Annotated in this window: 30 protein-coding genes; 16 read left to right on the forward strand and 14 right to left on the reverse strand. The window is 70.7% G+C overall.

Translation table 11 applies throughout. From position 1 onward, the window contains the following. Positions 1-88: 88 nt before the first annotated feature. Together thpR and ABIE45_RS16265 are read right to left on the reverse strand one after the other, a co-directional pair. Positions 89-628, reverse strand: coding sequence for an RNA 2',3'-cyclic phosphodiesterase (gene thpR, locus ABIE45_RS16260; RefSeq protein ID WP_192711023.1), 540 nt, complete (start codon positions 626-628; stop codon positions 89-91). Further along, complete coding sequence (locus ABIE45_RS16265) at positions 628-1,239, reverse strand: arylesterase (RefSeq protein ID WP_373622383.1); 612 nt, start codon at positions 1,237-1,239, stop codon at positions 628-630. Before ABIE45_RS16265 ends, thpR begins: the two co-directional genes overlap by 1 nt. Before the next feature lie 189 nt (positions 1,240-1,428). Here ABIE45_RS16265 and ABIE45_RS16270 point away from each other — a divergent pair, with 189 nt between their 5' ends. From ABIE45_RS16270 to ABIE45_RS16290, 5 genes are all read left to right on the forward strand, one after another. After that, entirely contained in the window at positions 1,429-2,130 is a 702-nt protein-coding gene (locus tag ABIE45_RS16270; protein ID WP_373323864.1) for an ABC transporter ATP-binding protein, read from the forward strand. After that, on the forward strand, positions 2,130-4,706 hold the full coding sequence (locus ABIE45_RS16275) for an FtsX-like permease family protein (protein WP_192711025.1): 2,577 nt from the start codon (positions 2,130-2,132) through the stop codon (positions 4,704-4,706). Before ABIE45_RS16270 ends, ABIE45_RS16275 begins: the two co-directional genes overlap by 1 nt. A 291-nt stretch (positions 4,707-4,997) precedes the next feature. Continuing rightward, positions 4,998-6,125: a mandelate racemase/muconate lactonizing enzyme family protein gene (locus ABIE45_RS16280; RefSeq protein ID WP_192711026.1), complete on the forward strand. Its 1,128-nt coding sequence runs from the start codon at positions 4,998-5,000 to the stop codon at positions 6,123-6,125. A gap of 338 nt (positions 6,126-6,463) precedes the next feature. Next, the gene (locus tag ABIE45_RS16285) at positions 6,464-7,234 is read left to right on the forward strand and encodes a Bax inhibitor-1/YccA family protein (protein WP_091786357.1); all 771 of its coding nucleotides are present in this window, start codon (positions 6,464-6,466) and stop codon (positions 7,232-7,234) included. 92 nt (positions 7,235-7,326) lie between these two features. Then, on the forward strand, positions 7,327-8,220 hold the full coding sequence (locus tag ABIE45_RS16290) for a dihydrodipicolinate synthase family protein (protein WP_192711027.1): 894 nt from the start codon (positions 7,327-7,329) through the stop codon (positions 8,218-8,220). Positions 8,221-8,313: 93 nt separating this feature from the next. Here ABIE45_RS16290 and ABIE45_RS16295 read toward each other — a convergent pair whose 3' ends face one another. Then, a complete protein-coding gene (locus ABIE45_RS16295; protein WP_192711028.1) occupies positions 8,314-8,688 on the reverse strand; it encodes a DUF2794 domain-containing protein in 375 nt (124 codons plus the stop codon). 356 nt (positions 8,689-9,044) lie between these two features. Here ABIE45_RS16295 and bluB point away from each other — a divergent pair, with 356 nt between their 5' ends. Next, positions 9,045-9,683, forward strand: coding sequence for a 5,6-dimethylbenzimidazole synthase (gene bluB / locus ABIE45_RS16300; RefSeq protein WP_192711029.1), 639 nt, complete (start codon positions 9,045-9,047; stop codon positions 9,681-9,683). Positions 9,684-9,719: 36 nt separating this feature from the next. Here bluB and glyS read toward each other — a convergent pair whose 3' ends face one another. After that, the gene (glyS, locus tag ABIE45_RS16305; RefSeq protein ID WP_192711030.1) at positions 9,720-11,819 is read right to left on the reverse strand and encodes a glycine--tRNA ligase subunit beta; all 2,100 of its coding nucleotides are present in this window, start codon (positions 11,817-11,819) and stop codon (positions 9,720-9,722) included. A gap of 51 nt (positions 11,820-11,870) precedes the next feature. Continuing rightward, complete coding sequence (locus ABIE45_RS16310) at positions 11,871-12,314, reverse strand: DUF3828 domain-containing protein (protein WP_192711031.1); 444 nt, start codon at positions 12,312-12,314, stop codon at positions 11,871-11,873. Positions 12,315-12,455: 141 nt separating this feature from the next. Between ABIE45_RS16310 and ABIE45_RS16315 the strand changes: the two genes are divergently transcribed. Together ABIE45_RS16315 and ABIE45_RS16320 are read left to right on the forward strand one after the other, a co-directional pair. Continuing rightward, positions 12,456-12,695: a DUF4926 domain-containing protein gene (locus tag ABIE45_RS16315; protein WP_192711032.1), complete on the forward strand. Its 240-nt coding sequence runs from the start codon at positions 12,456-12,458 to the stop codon at positions 12,693-12,695. A 5-nt stretch (positions 12,696-12,700) separates the two neighbouring features. Further along, positions 12,701-13,042 (forward strand): DUF6883 domain-containing protein, encoded by a 342-nt coding sequence (locus tag ABIE45_RS16320; protein ID WP_192711033.1) that lies wholly within the window; start codon positions 12,701-12,703, stop codon positions 13,040-13,042. Between the two features lie 14 nt (positions 13,043-13,056). On the opposite strand, the gene ABIE45_RS16325 is transcribed toward ABIE45_RS16320, so the two are convergent. Next, a complete protein-coding gene (locus ABIE45_RS16325) occupies positions 13,057-13,965 on the reverse strand; it encodes a glycine--tRNA ligase subunit alpha (RefSeq protein WP_192711034.1) in 909 nt (302 codons plus the stop codon). Between the two features lie 146 nt (positions 13,966-14,111). Between ABIE45_RS16325 and ABIE45_RS16330 the strand changes: the two genes are divergently transcribed. Together ABIE45_RS16330 and ABIE45_RS16335 are read left to right on the forward strand one after the other, a co-directional pair. Then, complete coding sequence (locus ABIE45_RS16330; protein WP_192711035.1) at positions 14,112-14,570, forward strand: GNAT family N-acetyltransferase; 459 nt, start codon at positions 14,112-14,114, stop codon at positions 14,568-14,570. A gap of 144 nt (positions 14,571-14,714) precedes the next feature. Further along, complete coding sequence (locus ABIE45_RS16335) at positions 14,715-14,993, forward strand: hypothetical protein (protein WP_192711036.1); 279 nt, start codon at positions 14,715-14,717, stop codon at positions 14,991-14,993. A gap of 47 nt (positions 14,994-15,040) precedes the next feature. On the opposite strand, the gene ABIE45_RS16340 is transcribed toward ABIE45_RS16335, so the two are convergent. Next, positions 15,041-16,645 carry a Na+/H+ antiporter gene (locus tag ABIE45_RS16340; RefSeq protein ID WP_192711037.1) on the reverse strand — a complete coding sequence of 535 codons (1,605 nt, stop codon included), beginning with the start codon at positions 16,643-16,645 and terminating at the stop codon, positions 15,041-15,043. Positions 16,646-17,081: 436 nt separating this feature from the next. Here ABIE45_RS16340 and ABIE45_RS16345 point away from each other — a divergent pair, with 436 nt between their 5' ends. Further along, positions 17,082-17,591, forward strand: coding sequence for a L,D-transpeptidase (locus tag ABIE45_RS16345; protein WP_192711038.1), 510 nt, complete (start codon positions 17,082-17,084; stop codon positions 17,589-17,591). Between the two features lie 13 nt (positions 17,592-17,604). Here ABIE45_RS16345 and ABIE45_RS16350 read toward each other — a convergent pair whose 3' ends face one another. Beyond that, complete coding sequence (locus tag ABIE45_RS16350; protein ID WP_192711039.1) at positions 17,605-17,913, reverse strand: cupin domain-containing protein; 309 nt, start codon at positions 17,911-17,913, stop codon at positions 17,605-17,607. Positions 17,914-17,972: 59 nt separating this feature from the next. After that, entirely contained in the window at positions 17,973-18,194 is a 222-nt protein-coding gene (locus ABIE45_RS16355) for a DUF1674 domain-containing protein (RefSeq protein WP_192711040.1), read from the reverse strand. Positions 18,195-18,251: 57 nt separating this feature from the next. On the opposite strand from ABIE45_RS16355, the gene ABIE45_RS16360 reads away from it, so the two are divergent. The 4 genes from ABIE45_RS16360 (at position 18,252) to ABIE45_RS16375 (ending at position 23,934) form a co-directional block, all read left to right on the forward strand. After that, positions 18,252-19,646 (forward strand): RsmB/NOP family class I SAM-dependent RNA methyltransferase, encoded by a 1,395-nt coding sequence (locus tag ABIE45_RS16360; protein WP_192711041.1) that lies wholly within the window; start codon positions 18,252-18,254, stop codon positions 19,644-19,646. Positions 19,647-20,976: 1,330 nt separating this feature from the next. After that, positions 20,977-23,004 carry a threonine--tRNA ligase gene (thrS, locus tag ABIE45_RS16365; protein ID WP_192710358.1) on the forward strand — a complete coding sequence of 676 codons (2,028 nt, stop codon included), beginning with the start codon at positions 20,977-20,979 and terminating at the stop codon, positions 23,002-23,004. A 145-nt stretch (positions 23,005-23,149) separates the two neighbouring features. Further along, a complete protein-coding gene (locus ABIE45_RS16370; protein WP_373622387.1) occupies positions 23,150-23,284 on the forward strand; it encodes a hypothetical protein in 135 nt (44 codons plus the stop codon). A gap of 356 nt (positions 23,285-23,640) precedes the next feature. Then, a complete protein-coding gene (locus ABIE45_RS16375; protein ID WP_192710357.1) occupies positions 23,641-23,934 on the forward strand; it encodes a hypothetical protein in 294 nt (97 codons plus the stop codon). Positions 23,935-23,966: 32 nt separating this feature from the next. Here the strand turns inward: ABIE45_RS16375 and ABIE45_RS16380 are convergent, their stop codons facing one another. From ABIE45_RS16380 to ABIE45_RS16400, 5 genes are all read right to left on the reverse strand, one after another. Further along, entirely contained in the window at positions 23,967-24,395 is a 429-nt protein-coding gene (locus ABIE45_RS16380; RefSeq protein WP_192710356.1) for a hypothetical protein, read from the reverse strand. A 98-nt stretch (positions 24,396-24,493) separates the two neighbouring features. Further along, on the reverse strand, positions 24,494-24,727 hold the full coding sequence (locus ABIE45_RS16385; RefSeq protein WP_192710367.1) for a hypothetical protein: 234 nt from the start codon (positions 24,725-24,727) through the stop codon (positions 24,494-24,496). Between the two features lie 117 nt (positions 24,728-24,844). Further along, complete coding sequence (locus ABIE45_RS16390) at positions 24,845-25,099, reverse strand: hypothetical protein (protein WP_192710355.1); 255 nt, start codon at positions 25,097-25,099, stop codon at positions 24,845-24,847. Between the two features lie 52 nt (positions 25,100-25,151). After that, positions 25,152-25,337, reverse strand: a complete 186-nt coding sequence (locus ABIE45_RS16395) for a hypothetical protein (protein WP_192710354.1) — start codon at positions 25,335-25,337, stop codon at positions 25,152-25,154. 34 nt (positions 25,338-25,371) lie between these two features. Beyond that, on the reverse strand, positions 25,372-25,578 hold the full coding sequence (locus ABIE45_RS16400; protein WP_192710353.1) for a hypothetical protein: 207 nt from the start codon (positions 25,576-25,578) through the stop codon (positions 25,372-25,374). A gap of 341 nt (positions 25,579-25,919) precedes the next feature. Between ABIE45_RS16400 and ABIE45_RS16405 the strand changes: the two genes are divergently transcribed. Then, positions 25,920-26,387 carry a MucR family transcriptional regulator gene (locus tag ABIE45_RS16405; RefSeq protein WP_192710352.1) on the forward strand — a complete coding sequence of 156 codons (468 nt, stop codon included), beginning with the start codon at positions 25,920-25,922 and terminating at the stop codon, positions 26,385-26,387. Positions 26,388-26,390: the final 3 nt, after the last annotated feature.

The raw sequence follows: 26,390 nt of genomic DNA on the forward strand, positions 1-26,390 counted from the left end.
TCCGGGCTCTCGCCTGCGGCGAGCCCCGGAATGACGCGGGATGGATCCAGGAGCCGACCGGTGCGATGCGGCGAAGCCGTCGCACAGCTCACGCGAACGGAAATTCCGCCTCCGCCACATACGGCCCGCCCCCGGTCGAGTCCCGCGCCGAGAACAGCGTCACCCGGTCCAACGTGCAGGTCAGCGGCGTGAAGACCGGAGCCTGCGACAGGTACATCGCGGTCGCCTCCGGCGTGGCGTCGCGCCGCAGCCGGGCCAGGGTTACGTGCGGGGTGAATTTCCGCCGTTCCGGCTCGACCCCGGCGCGACGCACGAGCCGCTCCTGCTCGGCCTGGAGATCCATCAGTCCCGCCTCCGGCACCACCGACGCGTAGAGCGCCCGGGGCCTGTCGCCGCCGAAGATGCCGAGTCCGTCGAGCGTCACCGTCAGGGCCGGGCGCGCCCGCATCTCCGACAGCGCCTCGACGACGTCGTCGGCCACGGTCGCCTCCACGTCGCCGAGGAAGCGCAGGGTGACGTGGAAATCGCCGGGCTCGATCCAGCGGGCGCCGGGCAAGCCGCCCTGGTAGACCTTGAGCGCCGTGGCGATCTCCGCCGGCACGGCGAGGCCGGTGAACAGGCGCGGCATCAGCGCACCGGCTGCTGGCGAAGTCGGTCCAGAAACGCCTCGACCGTGGGCGCCATGCGGGCCGCGATGGTCTCCACGCCCTGCCGGTTCGGATGCAGCCCGTCATCGAGGTGCTGCGCCCGGTCGCCGATGATCCCGTCAAGGAAGAACGGGTAGAGGGTCAGGTCGTACCGCTTGGCGAGCGCCGGGTAGATCGCGTCGAACCGCGCCTTGTAGTCCGGCCCGAGATTGGGCGCGGCCTGCATGCCGGCGAGCAGGACCGGGATGCCCCGCGCCTTCAGCCGCTCGATGATCGCCGACAATGCGCCCTCGGTCACCTTCGGGTCGGTGCCGCGCAGCATGTCGTTGGCGCCGAGTTCGAGGATCACCCCCGCGGTCCCGTCCGGCACCGACCAGTCGACGCGGTCGAGGCCGCCGGTGGCGGTGTCGCCGGAGACGCCGGCATTGGCGACCGTCACGTCCGCGCCCTTGGCCTTGAGCAGGCGCTCCAGCACGGTCGGGAAGGCGGCGTCGGCCGGCAGGCGGTAGCCGGCGGTCAGGCTGTCGCCGAGGGCGACGAGCTTGATCGGGCCGCCCGGGGCGGCGTGGGCGTCGGTCATGGAAGCCGTCATGAAAGGGAGGACGAGACAGGCTAGCGCTGCGGCAAACAGGGCCGTGCGCCGGAACACAGCGCCGCCGTCATGGCGCGGCCCCAATGCCCAACCCATATCGCGGTGCACCCGCGGCCCGTGCAGCCAAGATCGAAGCCAACCGAGGACCTCGCGCGCCATGCTCGTCATCGCCCACAGATCGGCTCACCGGTGAGCCAAGGCAAGGTGCTGCGCGAGCCCGCGATCGCGCTGTCGAACATCGACCTCAGCCTCGGGCGCGGCGCCGCCCGCGTCCACGTCCTGCGCGGCATCTCGCTGAGCGTCGGCCGCGGCGAGGCGGTGGGCCTCGTTGGCCCGTCCGGCTCCGGCAAATCGACGCTGCTGATGGTCATGGCCGGCCTGGAGCGGCCCGATTCCGGCGGCGTCGTGATCGAGGAGACCGACCTCGTCCGCCTCGACGAGGACGCGCTCGCCCGGTTCCGCGGCCGTCGGATCGGCATCGTGTTCCAGGCCTTCCACCTCGTGCCGACCATGACGGCGCTCGAGAACGTGGCGCTGCCGCTGGAACTCGCCGACCGGCCCGGCGCCCTGGAGCGCGCCCGCGCCGAGCTGGAGGCGGTCGGCCTCGGGCACCGGCTGCACCATTACCCGGCGCAGCTCTCCGGCGGCGAGCAGCAGCGCGTCGCCATCGCCCGGGCGGTCGCCCCCGACCCGGCGATCCTGGTGGCCGACGAGCCCACCGGCAACCTCGACGAGGCCACCGGCCGCCAGATCGTCGACCTGCTGTTCCGGCTGAAGCGGGACCGCGGCGCGACGCTGGTGCTCGTCACCCACGACAACGGCCTCGCCCGCCTGTGCGACCGCACCGTGCGCCTGCGCTCGGGGCGGATCGAGGAGGCGGTGACCGCCTGATGCACGGCACGATCACCCGCCCCGACCCCGCGCCCCGCCGGATCCCGCTCACCCTGCGCCTCGCGCTGCGCGAGCTGCGGGCCGGGCTCAACGGCTTCGCGGTGTTCCTCGCCTGCATCGCGCTGGGCGTCATGGCCATCGCAGGCGTGGCGTCGATCTCGCGCTCGCTCTCGGACGGGCTCGGCCGCGAGGGCCGGCGCATCCTCGGCGGCGACCTCGCCTACAATCTCATCAACCGCGAGGCGACCGACGCGGAGAAACAGGCCCTCGCACGCGAAGGCCGCCTCGACATCGTCGCCTCCCTGCGGGCCATGGCGGTGGCGCCGAGCGGCGACGCGGCCCTGGTCGAGCTGAAGGCCGTCGATCCCGCCACCTACCCGGCCGCGGGCGACCTCGCCACCGACCCGTCGGGCCGCCTCGCCGACCTGCTGGCGGAGCGCGACGGGGTGCCGGGGGCGCTCGCAGACCCGGCGCTCCTCACCCGCCTCGACGTCAAGGTCGGCGACCGGATCGCGCTCGCCGGGCACCCGGTGGCGATCCGCGGCACCATCGTGTCCGAGCCCGACAAGATCGCCGGCGGCATCGGTTTCGGGCCGCGGCTGATGATCGCCGAGCCGACGCTCCGGGCCACCGGCCTCGTCCAGCCCGGCAGCCTCAACCGCTGGAGCTACCGCCTCCTCCTGCCGCCCGGCGCGCCGGATGCCGACCTCGACGCCGCGCAGGCCCGGATCCGCGCCGCGACCCCCGAGGCCGGCTGGGAGATCCGCTCGCGCACCAATGCCGATCCGCGCTTTTCCAAGAGCATCGAGCGCTTCACGCAGTTCCTGACCCTGGTCGGGCTCACCGCGCTGATTGTCGGCGGCGTCGGGGTCGGCAACGCGGTCCACGCCTTCGTGGAGCGCAAGCGCCCGTCGATCGCGACCCTCAAGAGCGTCGGCGCGCCGGGCTCGCAGGTGGTCGCCCTGTACCTGACGCAGGTGATGCTGATCGCCGGCCTCGGCACCCTGATCGGCCTCGCGATCGGCGCGAGCCTGCCCTTCTTGTTGGACGCGCTGTTCTCCGCCGACCTGCCGCTGCCGCTGAACCCGACGCTTGCCCCGGGAGAGCTGGCGCTCGCCGCCGCCTACGGGCTGATCACCGCCTTTGCGTTCGCGATCACGCCGCTCGGCCGCGCCCACGACGTCCCGGTCTCCGGGCTGTTCCGCGACACGGTCGACCCGGCGCGCGTCAGCCCGCGCTGGCGCTACCGGATCTGGCTCGCCGTCAGCCTCGCGGCCCTGGTCGGCCTGTCGGTGGCGACCGCATTCGACCGGCGCGTGGCGCTGATCTTCATCGCGGCCGCGGCCATTGCGTTCGGCCTGCTGCACGGTGTGGCGCTCGGGCTGATGGCGCTCGCTCGCCGGCTGCCGCACCCGCGCTGGCCGGCGCCCCGGATGGCGCTCGCCAACCTGCACCGGCCCGGCGCCCTGACGCCCGCCATCGTCCTGTCGCTCGGCCTCGGCGTGACGCTCCTCGTGACGCTTAGCCTGATCGACGCCAATGTCCGCCGCACGATCAGCGCGACCCTGCCGGCCCGAGCGCCCAATCTCTTCTTCCTGGACATCCCTTCGCGGGACGCCGCCCAGTTCCGCGAGTTCCTGGCGCGCGCGGCCCCCAACGGCAAGGTCGAGGACGTGCCGATGATGCGCGGCCGGATCGTCGCCCTCAACGGCGTGCCGGCGAGCAAGATCCGCCCTCCGGAGGACGCCGCCTGGGTGCTCGACGGCGACCGGGGCATCACCTACGCCGACACGGTGCCGGACGGCTCCAGTCTCACCGAGGGCGCGTGGTGGAGCGCCGAGCAGGGCGCGAAGCCACTGGTCTCCTTCGAGGCCGACCTCGCCCGCCAGCTCGGCCTCAAGCTCGGCGACACCGTGACGGTGAACGTGCTCGGCCGCGACCTCACCGCGACGATCTTCAACCTGCGCCGGGTGGAGTGGCGCAACCTCGGCATCAACTTCGTGATGGTGTTCTCGCCGGGCACCTTCCGGGGCGCGCCGCATTCCGACCTCGCCACCCTGACGCTGCCCGGCGGCACCGACGCGGCCACCGAGAATCACATCCTGCGCGACGTCGCCAAGACCTTCCCGTCGGTGAGCGCCGTGCGGGTCAAGGACGCGCTGGACGCCATCGGCGACCTCGTCGGCCGGCTGGTCCTGGCGATCCGCGGGGCGAGCGCCGTGGCGGTGCTGGCGAGCCTGTTCGTGCTGGCCGGCGCCATCGCGGCCGGGCACCGGGCGCGGCTCTACGACGCCGTGGTGCTCAAGGTGCTGGGGGCGAGCCGCGCGCGGCTGCTCACCGCCTACGGTATCGAGTACGCCGCCCTGGGCCTCGCCACCGCCCTGTTCGGCCTTCTCGCCGGGTCGCTCGCCGGCTGGGTGATCGTCGCCAAGGTCATGCACCTCGACTTCCGCCTCGACCTGTCTGGCGCTCTGGTCGCGGCCGTGGCCGCGGTGGCGCTGGCGATCCTGCTCGGACTCGCCGGCACGTGGCGGATCCTGGGGCAGAAGCCCGCGCCGTATCTGCGGCAGATCTGAGGAGGGCGGACGATCCGGTCCGCCGATCCCTGCCCGGGTGATCGCTGCCGGCTTACCGTCTTTGCGAGCGGAGCGGAGCAATCCAGACCGCGCCACGCCCTGCGATGTCGCGCGGCCCTGGGTCAAACGCTGCGCGCGCGATGACGGAGCGGGTCCGTCGCGCGGCAGCCGTATCGGCCGATCGATACGCGTCCTGCATCGACCCATTCAGCCTTAGGCTTGGACAGGATCGGTCTGCCCGATCATGGAGAAGCGTCGGCCGGAGGCCGCCGTCGTTTCACGAGGCAGACCATGGATGAGACCGTCACCGGGATCCGGCTCCGCTCGGTCTATCTGCCGCTGAAGACCCCGATCAGCGACGCCAAGGTCCTCACCGGCCGCCAGAAGCCGATGACCGAGATCGCGATCCTGTTCTGCGAGGTCGAGAGCAGCGCCGGTCATCGCGGTCTTGGGATCAGCTATGCAAAGCGGGCCGGTGGGCCGGGCCAGTTCGCCCACGCGCGCGAGCTCGCCCCCGCGCTCCTCGGTGAGGATCCGAGCGACATCGCCAAGGCCTGGGACAAGCTCGCCTGGGCGGGCGCCTCGGTCGGCCGCAGCGGCCTTGCGGTCCAGGCGATCGGCGCCTTCGACGTCGCCCTGTGGGATCTCAAGGCGAAGCGGGCCGGCCTGTCGCTCGCCAAGCTCCTCGGGGCGCAGCGCGACACGGTGCGCTGCTACAACACCTCCGGCGGCTTCCTGCACACCCCGCTGGAGGAGCTGCTGGTCAACACGGACCGTTCCCGGGCGAGGGGCATCGGCGGCATCAAACTGAAGGTCGGGCAGCCCGACGGGGCGGAGGACATCCGGCGGGTGACCCGCGTGCGCGAGCATCTGGGCGACGCCTTCCCGCTCATGGTCGACGCCAACCAGCAATGGGACCGGCCGGCCGCCATGCGGATGGGTCGGACCTTCGAGCGCTTCAACCTGATCTGGATCGAGGAGCCCCTCGATTGCATGGACGCCGCGGGCCACGCGGCGCTCGCCGCCGCCCTCGACACGCCGATCGCCACCGGCGAGATGCTGACGAGCGTCGGCGAGCACTGGGACTTCATCCGCCAGAACGGCGCCGATTACCTGATGCCCGATGCGCCGCGGGTCGGCGGCATCACGCCCTTTCTCAAGGTGGCGGCGCTCGCCGAGTTCGCCGGGCTGACCATCGCGCCGCACTTCTCGATGGAGCTGCACATCCACCTCGCCGCCGCGATGCAGCGGGAGCCCTGGGTCGAGCATTTCGAGTGGCTCGAGCCGCTGTTCAACGAGCGCCTGGAACTCAAGGACGGGCGCATGGTGGTGCCCACCCGGCCCGGCCTCGGGATCTCCCTGAGCGAGCAGGCCTTCGCCTGGACACGCGAGACCGCCGGACTCGGCAGCCTGGCATGAGGCGACCGGCATCCGGCGCTTCCGCGGTCACAAGGCGGTCCGACGCCGCGGCATTCGGAAGCTGTTAAGACTCTCCACGAAGCCTTCGAACTGCCCCGGACCGGCAACCGGAAGTCGAAATACCAGCCACAATGTCAGAGATGCATTTTAATCCCCGGCTCGATGGACAAAATTACATCATCCGGACACGGAAAACTCGAACCGCAACCGTGGCCGGGGACTTGTGTCGAGGACGCGGGCGCAACATATTCCCGGTCGAGGCGCCAGTCCGGCGCCAGAGGTCCTGCGTGGGCCTCGCCCGAACACCACGCTGAGAGAGCCTCCGCAAGGAAACTCCCATGGCATTCGAAAACAGCCCCTTCCGGTACGGCGCCCAGCAGCCGACCGGCTACGCCGGCACCCAGGTCGAAGTCGACCAGGGCCTGCGCACGTTCATGCTCGGCGTCTACAACAACATGGTCGTCGGGCTCGGCATCTCCGGTCTTGTCGCGCTCGGCCTGAACATGGCGTCGGTCGCGGCCTACCAGGGCACGCGCCCGATCCTGACCCCGTTCGGTCAGACCCTCTATCTCAGCCCGCTGAAGTGGGTCCTGATGCTCGCCCCGCTGGCGTTCATCTTCGTCTTCTCGATGCGGATGGACCGCATGTCGGCTTCGTCGGCGCGGACGATGTTCTGGGCCTTCGCGGCGGTGATGGGCGCCTCGATGTCCTCGCTCCTGCTGGTCTTCACCGGCGGCAGCGTGGTGCAGGTGTTCTTCATCACGGCGGCGGCCTTCGGCTCGCTCAGCCTCTGGGGCTACACCACCCGGCGTAGCCTCTCGGGCATGGGCTCGTTCCTGATGATGGGCCTGATCGGCATCATCCTCGCGTCGCTGGTGAACATCTTCTTCGCCTCGTCGGCCCTCCAGTTCGCCATCTCGGTGCTGGGCGTGCTGATCTTCGCGGGACTGACCGCCTACGACACCCAGAAGCTCAAGGAGATGTATCTCTACGGCGGCTTCGACGGCGAGATGGCGGCCAAGATGTCGGTGAACGGCGCCCTGACGCTCTATCTCGACTTCATCAACATGTTCCAGTTCCTGCTCAGCCTGATCGGCGATCGCCGCTAGGCTCCAGAGACTGAGCGTTGAGAAGAGCCCCGGCGGGAAACCGCCGGGGTTTCTTTTTGTCTGGCCGCCCTCGGATGCGCTAGGCTCGGGCGATGCGCGCGATCTCCGGCCTCTCCGCCTTCCCGATCACCCCGAGCGACGCGGACGGCCGAGTCGATGCCGACGCCCTGCGCCGGCTGCTGGAGCCGCTGGCGGCGGCCGGCGTCGATTCGATCGGCCTGCTCGGCAGCACCGGCACCTACGCCTACCTGTCCCGGGACGAGCGGCAGCGGGCCGTCGCGATCGCCGCCGAGGCGATCGGCGGGCGGGTGCCGCTCCTGGTCGGCATCGGTGCCCTGCGCACCGACGAGGCCATCCGCCTGGCGCAGGATGCGCGGGCGGCCGGCGCAGATGCGGGGCTCCTCGCCCCCGTCTCATACACGCCGCTCACCGAGCCCGAGGTCGAGGCACATTTCAGCGCGGTTGCGGAGGCGGGCGGCCTGCCGCTCGTCCTCTACGACAATCCGGCGACCACGCATTTCCGCTTCTCGCCGGACCTGATCGGCCGGATCGCGCGTCGGCCCGGGATCGTGGCGGCCAAATGCGCTGCACCCGACCCGGCCCATGCGGAGGCCGGCGTCGCGGCCCTGCAGGCGGCTGTCCCGGCGGGCTTCCCGATCGGCTTCAGCGGCGACTGGAACGTGACCGAAGCCCTGATCGCCGGCGGCGCGGCGTGGTTCAGCGTGGCGGGCGGGCTCTTCCCGCAGACCTGCCTGGCGATCGTCCGGGCCGTCGCAGCGGGCGAGACGGAGCGGGCCCGCATGCTCAATGCCGAGCTGGAACCCCTCTGGACGCTGTTCCGGACGCATTCCAGCCTGCGGGTGGTCTATGCCCTCGCCGACCTCATGGGCCTGTGCCGCGCCGAGCCGCCGCGGCCGATCCAGCCGCTGCCGCCGGAGGTGGTGGCCGAGATCGCCCGGACCGTCCGGGGCCTGTCACTCTCCTGAGCGGTCGCCTCGTCCCCGTCATTCCGGGCTCGCCTGCGGCGCCCCGGAATGACGGCATGGAGCGTTGCCCCTGAGCCGGGCGCGCGTGCGCCGTCAGACCGCCCGGGGCGCCGGTTCCAGCACGGCGATCACGCGGGCGAGGTCGGTGCCGCGCTTGAGGACGTGGCCGCTGGCGGCGATCACCGCGAAGGCGCCTTGGCGGCGGGCGAGCTTCGGGTCCTTCTCGATCCGGTAGAGCGGCATCTCCGAGGTGCGGCGGTAGATCGAGAACACCGCCTTGTCGCGGCGGAAATCGAGGGCGTAGTCGCGCCACTCGCCCGCGGCGACCTGCCGTCCGTAGATGTTGAAGATCGTGCGCAACTCGTCCCGGTTGAAGGCGACCTGTGGAGGAGCCGCGCGGGCAGGGAAGGGAATGACATGGCCCGCCGCTTCGTCGGGCCTCGGCCCGGCGCTCGTCCGTTCGGTCATCTTGGCTCCCGCGCATCCATCCTTTGCCGGATGATGGGCCTCGCCGCAGCGGCCTGCAAGGGCGGACGCGGCCGCAATGCCCGTGTCACACAAGACACGCCCAAGCGACAAAAAACACGGTTCTGCCCGATTCACGCCTTTTGCGGGCCGCGTTGCACCGACACAACAGCCCGTGAACCTCGCCGGGTTTTGCCCGGCCGGCGCCCGAGACCCAGCTCCCCAGCCCTCGGTCGCCGTTCGGGATCCCAGGATCCGGCACTCCGAGGTTTCGAGACCCAAGACTTCAGGCCGCTCCGAAGGGGCGGCCTTTTTTCTGGTTCCGGACCGCCCGGCGTTGCGGGTATGCCAAGTGGATCATGGGCCCGCCCGCCTTCGACGCCGCCTTCCTGAACGATCTCGACGCGCTGTTCGCGTGGCGCCGCGACGTGCGCCGCTTCCGGACGGACCCGGTCGACGAGGCGCAGCTGCACGCCTGCCTGGCGGCGGCGCATCGGGCGCCCTCGGTCGGCAACAGCCGCCCGTGGCGCTTCGTGCGCGTCTCGGATCCCGGCCGTCGCACCGGCGTGGCCGAGAGCTTCGCCCGCTGCAACGCCGCCGCGGCGGCGGGCTACGATCCGGACCGCGCCGCGCAGTACCGGGCCCTCAAGCTTGCCGGCCTCAAGGAGGCGCCGGTGCATCTGGCGGCGTTCTGCGACGCCGCCACCGGAACCGGCCTCGGCCTCGGGCGCGCGAGCATGCCGGAAACGCTGGCCTACTCGGTGGTGGGGGCGGTGCAGTGCTTCTGGCTCGCGGCCCGCGCGCGCGGGCTCGGCGTCGGCTGGGTCTCGATCCTGGAGCCGGCAGCCGTCACGGCGATCCTGGCGGTGCCGGAGACGTGGCGGCTCGTGGCCTATCTCTGCGTCGGATACCCGGTGGAGGAGCATCTCGACCCGGAGCTGGAGCGCCACGGCTGGCAGGCCGAGGACCGGCGGGGCTGCACCCTGGTGGAGCGCTGAGGCCGCGCGCCTCGGCGCCCGCCCGCCGGGACGATCTCACCCCTCGATCTTCGCGAACTCCGCCACCTCCCGGGTCGCGGCGCGCAGCGCGTTGAGCAGAGCCAAGCGGTTCTCGCGGAGCTTCGGATCCGGCGCGTTGACGGTCACGTCCTGGAAGAACGCGTCCACCGGCGCGCGGAGCGTCGAGAGCGACTGCATGGCGCCGGCGAAATCCTCGCGGGCCACGGCCGCCGAGGCGGTCTCCCGGGCCTTGGCCAGGGCCTCGGCCAGCGCCCGCTCGGCCGGCTCGCCCGCGGCGGCCAGGGCGGCGTCCGGCGCCGCATCGTAGGCGCGGCCGTCCTTCTTCTCCTCGATCCGCAGGATGTTGGCCGCGCGCTTGTAGCCCGCGAGCAGGTTCTTGCCGTCCTCGGTCTCGAGGAATTGCCCAAGGGCCTCGACCCGGCGGACCACCATCAGCAGGTCGTCCTGGCCGGGCAAGGCGAAGACGGCGTCGATCAGGTCGTGGCGGGCACCCTGGTCGCGGAGATAGACCTTCAGGCGATCGGCGAAGAAGGCGAGGAGATCCTTCGCATCTGCGCCGGCCCGGCCGGCGAGGCCGCGATCCGCCGCGCCGACCTGCTCCAAGAGGCGCAGGCGCAGGCCGCGGTCGAGGATCAGCCGGATCACACCCAGGGCCGCCCGGCGCAGGGCGAACGGGTCCTTGCTCCCCGTGGGCTTCTCGTCGATCGCCCAGAACCCCGCCAGCGTGTCGAGCTTGTCGGCCAGCGCAACCGCGATCGAGACCGGGTCGCTCGGCACCCGGTCGGAGGGGCCGAGCGGCTTGTAATGCTCTTCGATGGCCGCGCAGACGCTGTCGTGCTCGCCCTGGAGCGCTGCGTATTTGCGGCCCATCAACCCCTGAAGCTCGGGGAACTCGCCGACCATCTCGGTGACGAGGTCGGCCTTGGCGAGGCGGGCGGCACGCTCGGCCAGTGCCGGGTCGGCGCCGACCAGCGGCGCCAGCGCCTGCGCCAGGGCGGCGATGCGGGCGATCCGCTCGCCCTGGGTACCGAGCTTCTCGTGGAAGACGATGCTGTCGAGCTTGGGCAGCCGATCGTCCAGGCGGATAGCCTTGTCGGTCTCCCAGAAGAACTTGGCGTCCGAGAGGCGCGCCCGGACCACCCGCTCGTTGCCGGCGGTGATCGCCTGACCGCCGTCGCTGGCGACGAGGTTCGAGACCAGGATGAAGGCCGGCGCCAGATCCTCGGAACCGCTTTTCCGCAGGACGAAGCATTTCTGGTTCGCCCGGATCGTCGCCCGAATCGCCTCGGCGGGGATGTCGAGGAAGGCTTCGTCGAACGAGCCCATCAGCACGACCGGCCATTCCACGAGGCCCGACACCTCCTCCAGCAGACCCTCGTCCTCGACGAGATCGAGGCCGCGGGCGAAGGCGAGGTCGCGGGCGTCGTGCAGGATCACGTCCTTGCGCCGCTCAGGGTCGAGGACGACCTTCGCCCGCTCCAGCGCCTGGATGTAGTCGTCGAACCGGCGCACCTCGATCGCCTCGGGCGCGAGGAAGCGGTGGCCGTAGGTCACGGTGCCGGCCGCGATGCCGCCGACCGAGAACGGCACGGTTTCCGGGGTCTCGGTCTCCGGCCCGAAGGTCGCGACGATCGATTGCAGCGGGCGCACCCAGCGTAAAGCGCCCGGCTCGGCCGAGGCCGCACCCCAGCGCATGGATTTCGGCCAAGGGAAGCTCTTGATGATCTCCGGCAGGAGTTCGGCGAGCACGTCCAGCGTCTCGCGGCCGGGGCGCTCGATCACCGCCAGGTAGAACTCGCCCTTCTTCGGGTCGGTGACGGTCGTGGCCTGATCCAGGCTCGTCAGCCCCGCACCCTTCAGGAACCCCTGGATTGCCGCCTCGGGGGCGCCGACCCGCGGGCCGCGACGCTCCTCGCGCACCGCCTCGCCCCGGGCGGGCAGGCCGGCGATGTGGAGCGCCAGCCGGCGTGGCGTCGAGAACGCCTTGGCGCCCTCGTACAGGAAGCCGCGCGCCACCAGGGCGTCGGTGACGAGCTTCTTGAGATCCTCCGCCGCGCGCCGCTGCATGCGGGCGGGGATCTCTTCCGAGCGGAGTTCGAGCAGGAGGTCGGGCATGGCGCGGCCATATCGCCGCGCCGCACCCCTGTCGAGGGCCGGGGATCCGCCTCAGCGCGCCTCGCCCTTGAGGATGGTCGAGAGCTGCCACTTCCGGTCGCCGATCGCGTGGGCGTCGGAGACCTTCCAGCCGCCGTCCTCGCGCACGAGATCGTAGACGATCGCCTTCGAGCCGTCCCCGCCCTTGCGCTCCACCGTGACCTTCGCCTGGTCCTTGCCCTCGGTGGCCTCCTTGAAGGTCAGGCTCTTCACGGTGTCGGGCTTCAGGGGCTCGCCGTTGAGGCGATAGTCGAAATCGAGGTTGCCGGTGGCGCCGTTGGCCTGCTTGGCATCGGCATCGAACAGGCTCTGGAGGCGCTTCGAGTAGACGGCGGAGTGATTCGGGTGCGGCTCGGCGTAGAGCTTCTTGACCACGGCCTCCGGGCCTGGATCGGCCGCCAGCGCGGGGGCGAGGCCGAACCCGAGGAGGCTGAGGGCGAGGAGGGTCTTCTTCATCACGAGGTTCCCGCGTCTGCGGACGCGCCAAGGCGCGCCGGTTGGCGGGGGTTGCAACGCATGAGGGGGCAAGGGGCTCCGCAATGAAGATTTACCGGGGCGGCCCTTGCACGCTCAGGCGCCGCGCGCACATGATAAGGCATGTCGTTCGACACGCTGTATCAGTCGCGTGCGCCGGTCACGCAGCCGCAGGGCCTCGCAGAGTTGAGCGTGGTCGTACTGCTGCACGATGTGGTGACCGATGACGGGATGACGGTTCCCGCAGACGCGGAAGGCACCATTGTCGGTATCTGGGGCGACGGCGAGGCCTACGAGGTCGAGTTCGATGAGCCGGTGGTCGGCAATGCCACGGTCCGAGCGGACGCTCTGCGTGCGGTCTGAGGCAGGTGGCTGACGATCACGGCGACTGGACTCCTGATCTGACGATCGCGGAGTCCAAGATCCACGGCTACCTGCTCAATCTCGATCACCGAAAAGGCCGTCATAAGGCACGCGTCCTCCTAGCGTGCGGCTTCACGCAAGCCAGCGGCTCCCTGCTGATCGCGGCCCTGTTCAGCCATGCGCGCCCGAGCCAGCTGGTGCGTGAGGTCGATGCCACCTACGGACGCAAATACGTCTACGAGGGTCCCCTCGAGACCCCCGACGGCAGCAATCCGCTGTTTCGTTCCGTCTGGCAATCGAAGCCCGACGATCCACGCCGCTTCTTCTGTACGGCCTATCCGCTGTAGACCGAGCGGGGACCTTACGCACCCCCGGCGGCGGTCTTCAACCATGCGGCTCCGCAGGCCTTGGCCAGTTCCCGCACCCGCAGGATGTAGCTCTGGCGCTCCGTCACGGAGATCACGCCGCGCGCGTCGAGCAGGTTGAAGACGTGGCTCGCCTTGATGCACTGGTCGTAGGCCGGCTGTGCCATGCGGTGGCGCTCGCCGTCCGAGGCCGGTGTCCCCGCGTCGAGATAGGTCCGGCAGGCGGCCTCCGCGTCGGTGAACTGGCGGAACAGCATGGCGGTGTCGGCCGCCTCGAAGTTGTGGCGGGAATATTCCTGCTCGGCCTGCAGGAACACGTCGCCGTAGGTGATCCGGTCCGGCCCCTCGGCGCCGTTGAAGTCCAGATCGTAGACGTTCTCGACGCCCTGGACGTACATGGCCAGCCGCTCCAGCCCGTAGGTCAGCTCACCCGCCACCGGCGCGCACTCGAAGCCCGCCACCTGCTGGAAATAGGTGAACTGGCTGACCTCCATCCCGTCGCACCAGCATTCCCAGCCGAGACCCCAGGCGCCGAGCGTCGGGCTCTCCCAGTCGTCCTCGACGAAGCGGATGTCGTGGAGCTTCAGGTCGACGCCGATGGCGTTGAGCGAGGCGAGGTAGAGTTCCTGCAGGTTCGGCGGGTTCGGCTTCAGGATCACTTGGAACTGGTAATAGTGCTGGAGCCGGTTCGGGTTCTCGCCGTAGCGGCCGTCCTTGGGCCGGCGCGACGGCTGGACGTAGGCCGCCTTCCAGGGCTTCGGGCCGAGCGCCCGCAGGGTCGTGGCCGGATGGAACGTGCCGGCGCCGACCTCCATGTCGTAGGGCTGGAGGATCACGCAGCCCTGCGCCGCCCAGAATTCCTGAAGCGTCAGGATCAGACCCTGGAACGATTTTTTCTGGGACATGGGACTCGATGGCTCGGGCTCGCACGGCGGGTCGGGCCGCTGGCGGGCCGGTTTAGGTGCGAGGGGGCGGGGGTGCAAGGCGGCGGCGCTTGCGTGACGGAGCCGGATGATGATCCGATCGTCCCGAACTGCACCCGGAGAACACCATGGACGCTGACACGGCCGCCCTCGCGATCCGCCCGATCGGTTCCGGGGACAGGGAGGCCTGGCTGCCGCTCTGGCGGGGCTACCAGGCCTTCTACAAGGTCGACCTCGCGACCGACGTCACCGACACCACCTGGACCCGCCTCAACGACCCGGCCGAGCCGGTCGACGGCGCCCTGGCGTGGCGGGGCGCGGAGGCGATCGGCCTCGTCCACCACATCCGCCACCGCTCGGCCTGGACGATCGGCGACTATTGCTACCTCCAGGACCTGTTCGTGGCGGACGGAGCCCGGGGGCTCGGGATCGGCCGGCGGCTGATCGAGCACGTCTACGCGGCGGCCCAGGCCGCAGGCTGCTCCCGCGTCCACTGGCTGACGCACGAGACGAATACCGACGCGATGCAGCTCTATGACCGGATCGCGGAGAAATCGGGCTTCGTGCAGTACCGCAAGATTATCTGAAGACGTTCTTCCCACGTGTGGCGGGACACCCAAGCGTGGCGGTTTTTGGGGCAATACCTGGAACCGCCAAGCCCGCGGCCAAGTTATCGCCGCAACAGGGGATATCGGCACCTCAGCGCTGCCGAACACGTCGGAAGACCAGTCATGCGAACCGCTCGCACCGTTAACAACTTCGGCCGCAAGAACATCGCCGTCTTCGCCGCGCTCGCCATCTCGTCTCTCGTTGCCACGCCGTTCGTGATGAGCGCCAGCCGCGCGCTGGCCATCTCCGAGGACCAGCCGGTCGCCGCGACCCTCCGGGTCGAGCCGGTCGAGGTCGCCCCCGTGGCCACGGGGGCGAAGGCCGAGGGTGCCTGCCTGCGCAAGGTGCGGGTGGTCTATGGCGGCTACGGCCAGCCGGCGGATGGCTGCGCCGCCCATTGAGGGCTGCGCCCCAGTCCAGCCATGGGCCAGTCTAGCTATGAGCCAGTCTAGCCATGGGCCGGCGCGGTCCCGGCCAGACGCTTGAGGTGGAGTTCCTCCAGGTCGATCTCCGCCTCCAGCTGCCGCAGCACCGAGCTGTGGATCCGGTTCTCCCGATGCAGTCCGATCAGCGCCGACCGGCCTGACCGCACCGCGAGCAGCGCGGCGGCGAAGTGCTCGCTCTTCTCGGTCTCCAGAGCCTTGCGTTCGTCGCGGTCCCGGGACGTGGCCCGGACCCGGCGGCGATACTCCTCCACGAGGCGCGGGTGCTGCAGCGCGCCGGTCTCGGGGAACACCAGCCGCTCGAGGGCGCCGAGGCCGGCCTCGTTCACGACAACGCGGGCCATGGGCGCGTCGAGATGGCCGTCGGGCAGGTGCGCCGCGGGATCGAGGCGGAGCCGGCGGATCAGCGGGCCCAGGGTCGTGCCCTGCACCAGCACGGTGAACAGGATGACCACGAAGGCCGAGATCAGGATCGCGTCGCGGCCGGGGAAGTCCACCGGCAGCGCCAGGGCGGCCGCGAGGGTCACCACCCCGCGCATGCCGGCCCAGCCGACGACCAGCGGCACGGCCGGGCTCGTCGGCGGCTCCTGCCTCCGCAGCCGGGCCGAGAGGATCCGCCGCAGGTAGACGGCAGGGAACACCCAGAGCAGGCGGGCGGCCACGCAGGCCGCCGTGACGGCGAGCGCCAGCGGCAGCGCCGCCGCGAGCGCGCCGGTCTCGCCGCCGGTCCGGGCCAGCACGCCGCGGAGCGCCAGCCCGATCAGCACGAAGACCAGCGCCTCCAGCACGAACACCACGAATTCCCACACCGCCACGGAATGGCGACGGGCGTGCGCGTCGAAGGTCTCGTGCTCCCGGCCGCCCATCATCAGCCCGCAGGCCACCACGGCGAGCACGCCTGAGGCGTGGACCTCCTCGGCCAGCAGGTAGGCGATGTAGGCGGCCAGGAAGCTCAGCACCGTGATGGCGTTGGCGTCCTGCAACCGCCGCATCACGGCGTTCACCGCCAGCCCGCAGGCGCACCCGACCGCGACGCCGGCCACCGCCAGCCACGCGAAGCTGCCGGCCGCCGCCCAGGCGCTGAAGCTACCCGTGAGCGCGGCCGCCACGGCGAAGCGGTAGAGGACGAGGCCCGAGGCGTCGTTGACGAGGCTCTCGCCCTCCAGGATCGTGATCATCCGGCGGGGCAGGGCGACGCGGGCGAGCACCGCCTTGGCGGCCACGGCGTCCGGCGGCGAGACGATCGCCCCCAGCGCGAAGCAGGCGGCCCAGGGCAGGGCAGGCACGATCATGTGCGCCACGAGCCCGACCACCAGCGTCGTGAACAGCACCGCCCCGAGCGACAGGGACAGGATCGGGCTCAAGCTCGCCCGGAAGTCGCGCCAGACGGTGAAGTAGGCCGATTCGAGCAGGAGCGGCGGCAGGAACAGGACCATGATCAGGTCCGGATCGAGATCGAAGGCCGGCAGGCCCGGCGCCACCGCCAGCGCCATGCCGCCGAGGACCAAAGCGGCGGCCGGCGGGAAGCCGAGACGCCCGGCCGCCAGCGACAGCAGCAGGGCCGCGCCGAGGAGGCCCAGGATCAGCTCGAACAGGGCAACGGATGTCATGGATCGACCGGTCTCGGCGCCGGAACTCCGGCAAGCGCGGCTGTTCTAGGACGCTTACCTCATGGCTGGATACCCGAAGCGCGAGCGCGCCCGGAGCGGCGCCCGCGTCGGCAGGCCGCGACGCAAGCCCTCCACCCGGCGCCGCAATCCTCGGCCGCCTCCCGCGGGGTCGCCACTGCGCTCCCGCAGCGACGGAGCTGCCCACAGTCCAGACAATTCTCCGATCGGTGAACGCAGCCGAGATCTTTGAAGCAACCGGAGAAAGCTATTCTTATCCAACGGCGCCTCGCTCACGCCCCGTCGATTTACGTTGCTCCTTTACCGTCGCCGACAGTTTCGGGGAACGACACGGCATCAACCATAGCTTTTCCTGGAACGACAAGCTCGACCGTGGATTACTGGGTCGCAGATGCTCTTGCTTGTCGGGGATCACATCATGTCGGGTCGGGTCGCGGCTTTATTCGGAGTGGCCGGCGCGGTGCTGGCGGGTTGTTTCGGCACGGCGCAGGCGCGCGAGATCGTGCCCTTCCAGAACGGCGTCGAGCCGGGCTCGATCGTGATCAGCGTGTCGCAGCGCAAGCTCTACCTGGTGAACGGCGATGGGACGGCGATCCGCTACCCCGTGGCGGTGGGCCGGCCCGGTAAGCAATGGTTCGGCACCAAGCCCATCGACGGGAAGTACGTCGCCCCCGCCTGGTCGCCCCCGGCCGAGGTGAAGCGCGACAACCCGCGCCTGCCGAATCTCATCGCCGGCGGCTCGCCGCACAACCCGATGGGCGCGGCGGCCATGACCCTGGCGGGCGGTGAATACGCCATCCACGGCACCAACCGGCCGGGCTCGGTCGGCACCTACGCGTCCTATGGCTGCATCCGGATGTTCAACCAGGACGTCGTCGACCTCTACGCGCGTGTCGATGTCGGCACGCAGGTCTACATGACGCACTGACCTCCGGCCGCGCTCAGCCGGCCGGCGGGGCGGTGGCCTCGACGGCCGTGAAGGTCTCCAGGATCCGGTAGGTGTGCTCGGCCCCGGCCGGCACGCAGTAGGAATCCCCGGCCGCCAGCGTCACCGTCTCGCCGCCGACGACCAGCTCGGCCCGGCCGCTGATCACGTAGCCCACGGTCTCGTGGGGCGAGGTGGTCATCGGCTTGTCGGCGTTCGGCGCCTCGGCCCGCCACATCCGCATCCCGAGCCGCTCGCCCCGGGCCAGGGTAATCTCGCCGTGCGGCCCCTCGGCCGCGCCCCGCGCCGATACCTTTGTCGCCATCGCCTGATCTCCCTGTCGGTCAGCCAGGGGAACGGCCCTTGGGCCGCGGCGTTCCGGCTTCAGAAGTCGACCGCGAGGCCTTTCACCTCCCAATCATCGTAGCGGACCGGCTCCAGGCCGCCGCGGCCCAGGCGCTCGGGCCGGGCGCTGATCTCGGCGGCGCGCGCGTCGATCGCGGCGCGGCGTTCGGCCGCCTCGGCCAGGGCGCGCTCCGCCGCCGGGCTGAGCCTGCGGGGCTCGGCCCCGGCTGCATCCGGGTCGTGTCTGTTCGGGTCTTGCATCGCGCTCGCTCGGGTGTGAGGGCGTGGATCGGAAAAGCATTCGGCTCGGGAGAAGAAGTGGCATCGCGGGACACAGGCCGCAACACGCGGGACAGGACTTCGGCGCGGGGCACGGGTCCGGATAGGGCCGACGCCAACGCGGCGGGACTCGGCGCGCGGCGCGCGGCGCAGCAGGCGGTCGCCGCCCTGATCGGCCAGGAGCGGCCGCCCGCGCTCGACGAAGCCCTCGCCCAGGCGATCCGGTCCGAGGCGCTGGCGCCCGCGGATGCCGGCCTGGCGCGCGCCATCGCGGTCGCGACCTTCCGGCGCTACGGGATGATCCGCGCGGCACTCGCCGCCCGGCTGGAGCGCGGGCTCCCCGCGGCCAAGCCCCAGCTGACGGCCCTGCTGGCCACCGCGGCCGCCCAGATCCTCGACCTCGCGGTCCCCGACCATGCGGCCGTCGACCTCGCGGTGCGGCTGGCCAAGGCGGACAGCCGCACGGCGCATCTCGCCGGCCTCGTCAACGCCGTGCTGCGCCGGATTGCCCGGGAGCGCGACGTCATCCTGGCCGAGGGCGCCGACGCGCTCGCCGCCAACACGCCGGACTGGCTCGCCCGTCGCTGGAGCGCGGCCTACGGGCCGGAGCGCGCGGGCGCCATCGCGCAGGCCCATCTCGCGGGGGCGGCGATCGATCTCACCCTCCGCGGGGACCCGGCGGACTGGGCGGAGCGGCTCGGCGCCGTGCGGCTCCCCACCGGCTCCCTGCGCCTGCCGGAGAACGGGCCGGCGATCCCCGAACTGCCGGGCTTCCAGGAGGGCACGTGGTGGGTGCAGGACGCCGCCGCGGCGATCCCGGCCCGGCTGCTCGCGCCCGAGCCCGGCGCCCGGATCCTCGACCTCTGCGCCGCGCCCGGCGGCAAGACCATGCAGCTCGCCGCCGCCGGGGCGCGCGTCACCGCGGTCGACCGGTCGGCGCCGCGGCTGGAGCGCCTGCGCGAGAACGTCGCGCGGCTCAGCCTCGCCGTCGAGATCGTAGTCGCCGACGCCCTGGCGCTCGAAGGCCAGGATCACGACGCGGTGCTCCTCGACGCCCCATGCTCGGCGACCGGCACGATCCGGCGCCACCCGGATGTCGCCTGGATCAAGTCGGAGGCCGACATCGCCCGGCTCGCCGCGCTCCAGGCCAAGCTCCTCGACCACGCGGCCGGGCTGGTGCGGCCGGGCGGGCGTCTCGTCTACTGCACCTGCTCCCTGGAGCCCGAGGAGGGCGAGGCGCAGGTCGCCGCCTTCCTGGCCCGCGACGCCCGGTTCGTGCGCGTGCCGGTCCAGCCCGAGGAGGTCGGCGGCACCACCGCGCTGATCGATGCCAACGGCGATCTGCGCACCCTGCCGTGTCACCTGTCCGAGGTTCCAGGCGCCCGCGGCGGCCTCGACGGCTTCTTCGCGAGCCGGCTGCAGCGCGCGGGTTAAGGGTTCGGCCGCACCGGTGCCGCCTCACCGCGTCATCCCGGGGCGCCGAAGGCAAGCCCGGAACGACCGCATGGGGCGCAGGACCGAGAGGGAAGCGCCGCATCACCGCAAGCCACCCCGTCATCCCGGGGCCGCGTCGCGGAGCCCGGGATCCAGACACGCCGACGCACTAAGATCTGGCATCGTCGGCGGCTCTGGGTTGCCCGCCTGCGGCGTGCCCCTCCGGGTCCGGGCTCGCCTGCGGCGCCCCGGAACGACGATGCGGCGGCATTATGCACGCAGCTACGCGGCGAAGAGCACACCCCGACCTTGACAATGTTCCTATTTTGTGCTCATTAGCCGCCACCTGCCCACGGCGGCCCGGGAGCGATCCCGGGGCGTCCTTTACGGGGCCCGCCCGGTGGCTGACCGGTCGGGTCCGTGGCGCGGGGCGGTGCCCGCGTCGGTGGCTCTCAGCCGCCATCGCCCCGGGCGGCGTGCCCGGTACGGGGCGTGTCTCGGTGGCGGGCGTGAGACCGGGCGGCAGTCTGCCCGGCGGGGGCCGAAATGTCCCCGCGCCGACCCGTCACTGGGCCGACCCTACGCACCCTGCGGATCCGCCCACTACGAGGCGGGCACACGGCTGGAAGGCCACGGCATTGATAGCGGGTTCCGGAGGCGCGTGCGCCTCGCCCGAGACCGCTTGGCAGGCCGGCGCAGGACCGGGACGTCGCACAGACGCCGCGACGAGAAAGACGGCACCGGCTGGGGACCATGCCCGGTCGATGCCGCGGGCGCCGCGGGGATCGGATCCCGCGCGTTGACTGGCCGACACCTGGGTTCCCGCGGCGTCCCGCGTCCCGCGTGTTCGTCTCTTGGGCCATGCCCCCGGCGCCGAACGGCGCGCGGGGACGATCGCGCATGGCGGGCGGTAACCTGTCTGCCGGACGCTCGGCCGATTCCCCACCCGGCGCCGTCATTCCGGGGCGCCGCAGGCGAGCCCGGACTCGGAGGGGCACGCCGGAGGCGGGCAATCCAGACACGCGTCGTCGCCGGATCTGCCGCCGCGGCGGCTCTGGATCCCGGGCTCCGCTGCGCGGCCCCGGGAGGACGGCGTGCGGTGGGCGGGCGAGGACATGAAGCGGCAACCGCATGACCCGTCTCGTCGCGCGCAGCGCCCCGGGATGGCCGGACGTGCGCGGAGACGATGGCGCGGGGCCTGTGGACAGGCTCGGGCCAGCGATGCGCGGCACGGCCGTTTCCTCCCCAAAGAATTCGGTCTACACGGCCGCTCCCCCGCAGACGCTTACCTGCCCCGTATGCAGGACTGAGCCCGGAGACGCTTGAACCCATGCCGATTCTCACCTTCCCCGACGGCAACACCCGTGAGATCGCCGCCGGCACAACCGGCCGTGCCGTGGTCGAGGGCATCGCCAAGTCGCTGGCCAAGCGCACCGTCGCCATGGCGCTCGACGGCACGGTCGCCGACCTCGACGATCCGATCGACCGCGATGCCCGCATCGAGTTCCTCGACCGCACCGACCCACGCAGCCTGGAACTCATCCGGCACGATTGCGCCCACGTGCTCGCCGAGGCGGTTCAATCGCTCTGGCCCGAGACCCAGGTCACGATCGGCCCGGTGATCGAGAACGGCTTCTATTACGACTTCTTCCGCGAGACCCCGTTCACGCCCGAGGACTTCCCGAAGATCGAGGCGAAGATGCGCGAAATCATTTCGCGCGACGCGCCCTTCACCAAGGAAGTCTGGAAGCGGGAGGACGTGCGCGCGCTGTTCGCCGGCAAGCAGGAGAAGTTCAAGGTCGAGCTGGTCGACGCGATCCCGCCGGGCGAGGATCTCAAGATCTACCGCCAGGGCGACTGGTTCGATCTGTGCCGCGGCCCGCACATGACCTCGACCGCCAAGGTCGGCACCGCGTTCAAGCTGATGAAGGTCGCGGGCGCCTACTGGCGCGGTGATTCGAACAACCCGATGCTGACCCGCATCTACGGGACGGCCTGGGCGAGTCAGGCCGATCTCGACGGCTATCTGCATCGGCTGGAGGAGGCCGAGCGCCGCGACCACCGCCGGCTCGGCCGCGAGATGGACCTGTTCCACTTCCAGGAGGAGGGGCCCGGCGTCGTCTTCTGGCACGCCAAGGGCTGGACGATCTTCCAGGAGCTGATCGCCTACATGCGCCGCCGCCTGCGCGGCGACTACGCCGAGGTCAACGCGCCGCAGATCCTCGACAAGGCCCTGTGGGAGACCTCCGGCCACTGGGGCTGGTACCGGGAGAACATGTTCGCCGCGCAATCGGCCGGCGAGGAGGCCGAGGACAAGCGCTGGTTCGCCCTCAAGCCGATGAACTGCCCGGGCCACGTGCAGATCTTCAAGCACGGCCTGAAATCCTACCGCGACCTGCCCCTGCGCATGGCCGAGTTCGGCATCGTGCACCGCTACGAGCCGTCCGGCGCCATGCACGGGCTGATGCGCGTGCGCGGCTTCACGCAGGACGACGCCCACGTCTTCTGCACCGAGGACCAGCTCGCCGACGAGTGCCTGAAGATCAACGACCTGATCCTCTCGACCTACGCGGATTTCGGCTTCGACCAGATCGTCGTGAAGCTCTCGACCCGGCCCGAGAAGCGCGTCGGCTCCGACGCCCTCTGGGATCATGCCGAGGCGGTGATGACCCGGGTCTTGGCGCAGATCGAGGAGCAGTCCGGCGGGCGGATCCGGACCGCGGTCAACCCGGGGGAGGGCGCGTTCTACGGGCCCAAATTCGAGTACGTGCTGCGCGACGCAATCGGCCGCGACTGGCAATGCGGGACGACGCAGGTCGACTTCAACCTGCCCGAGCGGTTCGGCGCCTTCTACATCGACGCCGACGGCGCCCGGAAGCCGCCCGTGATGGTCCACCGGGCGATCTGCGGCTCGATGGAGCGCTTCACCGGCATCCTGATCGAGCATTTCGCCGGGCATTTCCCGCTGTGGCTGGCGCCGGTCCAGGTGGTGGTGGCGACGATCACCGGCGAGGCCGACGCTTACGCCCGGGACGTCATCCGCAGCCTGGAGCGCGCCGGCCTGCGGGTCGAGGCGGATCTGCGCAACGAGAAGATCAACTACAAGGTCCGGGAACACTCGCTGGCCAAGGTGCCGGTGCTGCTGGCACTCGGCAAGCGCGAGGCCGAGGAGCGGACGGTCTCGATCCGGCGGCTCGGGAGCCAGCAGACCCGCACGCTGCCGCTCTCCGATGCTGTGGCGGCCTTCTTGGAGGAGGCGACCGCGCCGGACCTCCGCCGGGCGCAAGCCGTGGCCGAGACGGTCCCGACCAGCGACACGGTGCTCGACGGGCATCATGTCGAGCACAACGCCCCCTGAGGGGCCTTCCGGTTCGAGACCTGCCGGGGCGCGGAAAATTCTCCGGATCGGGAGCAGTCACGCTCGAGATTTCGCGATCATCGATTCGCGGAATCTACCTCAGATCGTACAATCCGGCGCTGGCGCAGCCTGCGCGCGCAAGACCTTGAAGGAGCTGGCGCGCGCGGCCGCCATCGGCATCGCCTGCGCGCCCCTGCACGCGACGCGGGCGAAGGCCCTGGCCGAGCGGGCCGACGCGGCGGTTCTCGGTTCCTTTGCGGGCGCCGCGGCACCGGCTTGATCTGTCGGGTGTGTCACGGAGCACACCCGGCCCGAATGCTTGAGCTTATGTCATCTCCACACCGCGAAAACAGAGACGTAGTGAGTGGAGACGAACGATGAACTGGACAAACCGCGTCGCCCTGGCCGCTACCCTGATGGGCGGCGCCATGGCCCTGACCCTGTACGCGCAGAGCCTGTCGCTGCCGGCGCATTTCGCCTGACCGGAGGCCTGCGCGCTTCGCTCCCGGGTCCGCATCGACACCGAGACACCCTGCAGGCTGAACCCTGCGGGGCGCGGCGCTACGGGTGGTTGAGGATGCAAGGCTGGCGCGATACCGCCACGCGAGCCGCGCCCGAACACGCCCGGAGGTCTACATGATCCGTCTCGCTGCCGTTCTCGCTCTGGCCGTCGTCGCCACCGGCGCCGCCGCGCAGGAGCGGGTCTATACGCGCAACCTCACCTGCGCGGCGCTGAAGGCTCGCGTCGCCCACGATCGGACCGTCATGCTGGCGCGGAGCGAGACGGCCTACGAGACCGTCCACTTGGATTCCGGCGCGTGCCAGCAGGACGAGACCGGCGCGCCGGCCTTCGAGCCGTCCGCGGACGTGCCGAACTGCCTCGCCGGGTGGCGCTGCACGCAGCGCAACAGCGACAGCGGCCAGCGCTGACGCCGAGATCCGACGAGACGGGCGGCGCCGGCTCAGCGCGCCTTCTCGTGCTCCCCGAGACCGACAGCCTTGTAATCGTAGGTGGGATAGAACTCCGTCCGGTACGCACCCCAGGCGGTATCCTCAAGGACGCGGTTGATCTCCCGGAGCCGCGTGGCGGGCAACCGCAGCGTGATGATCTGCCCGATCCCCATGACGACGTTCCACGAGACGACCTCGATCCCCGGCGGCGGGAAGGCCTTGTAGAAGCCCTGCTTGGCGAGCTGCTCATTCAGCTCGGCCAGCGGGCGCGACTGGTCGTGACGCAGGAAGACCGTCAGCAGAACGGCGTTGTCGGCGGTTGCCGTCGCCGAGCCGACCTGCGGCGCCGCGGTGGTCTGGGCCGTCGCCACCCGGTCTACGGCACAGAGGAGCACGAGCGCCGCCGCAAGTGGCTTGAGCGCAGTGGGTGAACGTCGCATCCGATCTCCTCAGCCGTGCGCCCGCGCCGGCGCAGCGTCAACGCGGATGCGCGTCGCGCTATCCCGCCGGCCTGCCCGACTTGATGTCGGCGACGCTCTCAGCCCGGCTCGACGTCGTAGGAGAGGCGAAGGCGCAGGCGGATTGCGCCCTGATGGTCGCGCACGGCGATGACGTAATCCTGACGCTCTTGGGGATCCGCCAAGCCCTGCGCCAGGCGCGTCATCATCCGGACCGCCTGCACCCGCGCCGCAGCGAGGTCCGGAAGGTCGAATCCTTTATGGTCGCGCACGAAGTTGGCGCCGTCGTGAAGATCGATGAAGTAGCGGGGCACGGGCTTCGGCTCGGCGAGCTCTTGTGCCCGCAAGAATCAGTCTAGGTTGTTTCTACGTAGTTTCCGGAGGGCGGCAACCGGGCGTCATTGATGTCGCATGAGGAAGCGGAGGGCCTGTCAACCGCCTTGAAGCGTCTCGGCGAAATCGTCCGGGATGTTGCCGAACTGGCCGAGGATCGTCACGCCTTCGAGTTCACCGGTCTCGTCAGCGGCAACGACCTTCAGCGCCGCCGCGCCCGGCAGGCGCGCGGCGAGCGCCTCGGCCTTCTTGAGAGCACCGAACTCGCTCTGGGCAAGCTCCTGACGGGCGGGCCGCAGGCGGTTCGGGTGCATCTCGACCGGTTGCACCACGAAGCTGGTCTTCAGGGTCATGCCGATCTCCTCCGGGCGGTCGGCGGCTCCGACCAGACGGGAGCGCCGTCGGTCACAGGCTGCGGGTGGTAACCCCGAGCGCCAGCAGGACGTAGGCGCCGATGAAGAACCATTGCCGGTGCGCGACCACCGTACGTCCAACCATGGGGATTCGGGTGTAGAGGCTGGCGACGGCGAGGCCGATCAGGACGATCGATACCAGAAAGGTGAGCAGGCGCGGGGCGGAGAGCGTGGGCATGCGGCATGCTCGCGCCGACACGTTTACCGAACCGTTACCGGTCGAGCCCGGGAACGAGTGGCCGGGTCTCGGTGAGCGGCCCCTTCGACCCGGGAAGCAGGCCAACCTCGGCCAGCCACAGGGCCATGATCGCCCCCGCGATCAGCGTGGCCAGTGAGGCCAGACGGCCGGTCCATCGGCGGAGGATGATCATCGCCACGAGGACGGCCACGAGGGCGAGGAGCAGCGCGAGCAGGAGCATGGCTGGGCCATGCCACGACTCGGCCTCTGCGTCACCGCACGAGCGTCAACCGGACCGCACATTCTGGCAGGGGACAGACTTCAGCGTATCCGCGCGGCAGGATCGGTGACTCTAGGTGCTGAAGTCTCCCGGCCCCGCACCGTGAAAAATATCGTGATCCCGACACAGATCCGCATGCGGGTGCACAAGGTCTCGGCATCGATTGCCAAAAATACCCGCCCACCGGTCGCGCCAGGCATGCCAATCATGCGCGAAATGCTGCCCGCAAAACGGTTTTGTAACTTGCATTCATCCATCAAAAGTAGCAAATCGCCCGTGAGGGGCACACTAGGAATCTTGAAGTGACAGAAGAAACCATCGGGCCCGATACCAACTTCATCGAGCTGGCCGGCGATATCGTGGCCGCCTATGTATCGAACAATCCGGTGCCGGTTGCCGAGCTGCCGGCCCTGATCACGCGCGTGCACGGCGCGATCGCCGGCCTCGTCTTCGGCACGCTGACCGCCGACACCGGCGCGGCCGTGCAGGCCGATATCGAGAAGCCGAGCGCCGCCCAGATCCGCAAGTCGGTCCGCCCCGACGGGATCGTCAGCTTCATCGACGGCAAGACCTACAAGACGCTCAAGCGTCACCTGACCAGCCACGGTCTCGACCCGCGCAGCTACCGCGATCGCTACGGCCTGCCGGCCGACTACCCGATGGTCGCCCCGAGCTACGCCGAGCAGCGCTCTGCCCTGGCCAAGGCGATCGGCCTCGGACAGCCCGGCGCCATGGCCGAGCGCGAGCGCAAGGGCCGCAAGGCCGCCTGAGGG

This window comes from Methylobacterium sp. OAE515, assembly GCF_041806315.1.
GTDB classification, from domain to species: Bacteria; Pseudomonadota; Alphaproteobacteria; order Rhizobiales; family Beijerinckiaceae; genus Methylobacterium; species Methylobacterium tardum.